Below are 273 nucleotides of genomic sequence, written 5' to 3'. Positions count from 1 at the left end.
TGATCTGGTGCCAATCCCGCGACAAGCGCTCCTGGCTGGGCTCGACCTCGGCCAAGGCGATCATGTGCAGGTGCGGGTGCCACTGGCCCGAGTTGTCTCCCCGCTTCACTTCGTATGACCAAACAGCGCCCACAACCCCATCGAGCACAGAGCCGCGACCACGTTGCCGGCGTTTCCATAGCTCGCGCTGGGCTCTATGAAGGTGCTTAAAGCGTTCAGCCAGGTCATCACCGTTCTTCACCGTCAAAGTCACCAAAAAAGGCCTCAGAGCCG

Annotated in this window: 1 protein-coding gene; it reads right to left on the bottom strand. The window is 60.4% G+C overall.

Annotated features, from left to right (window positions below; all coding sequences use genetic code 11):
* Nucleotides 1-105 precede the first annotated feature (105 nt).
* Nucleotides 106-228, bottom strand: coding sequence for a hypothetical protein (locus tag ABG80_RS24120; RefSeq protein ID WP_268760948.1), 123 nt, complete (start codon nucleotides 226-228; stop codon nucleotides 106-108).
* Nucleotides 229-273: the final 45 nt, after the last annotated feature.

It is taken from the genome of Aquabacterium parvum (assembly GCF_001447195.1).
Lineage (GTDB): Bacteria > Pseudomonadota > Gammaproteobacteria > Burkholderiales > Burkholderiaceae_C > Aquabacterium > Aquabacterium parvum.
This window is presented reverse-complemented; position numbering and strand designations above follow the sequence as displayed.

What these genes read in the sequence shown, in the direction of transcription:
- ABG80_RS24120 (WP_268760948.1), bottom strand. Translation starts at nt 228, where the DNA reads ATGACCTGGCTGAACGCTTTAAGCACCTTCATAGAGCCCAGCGCGAGC.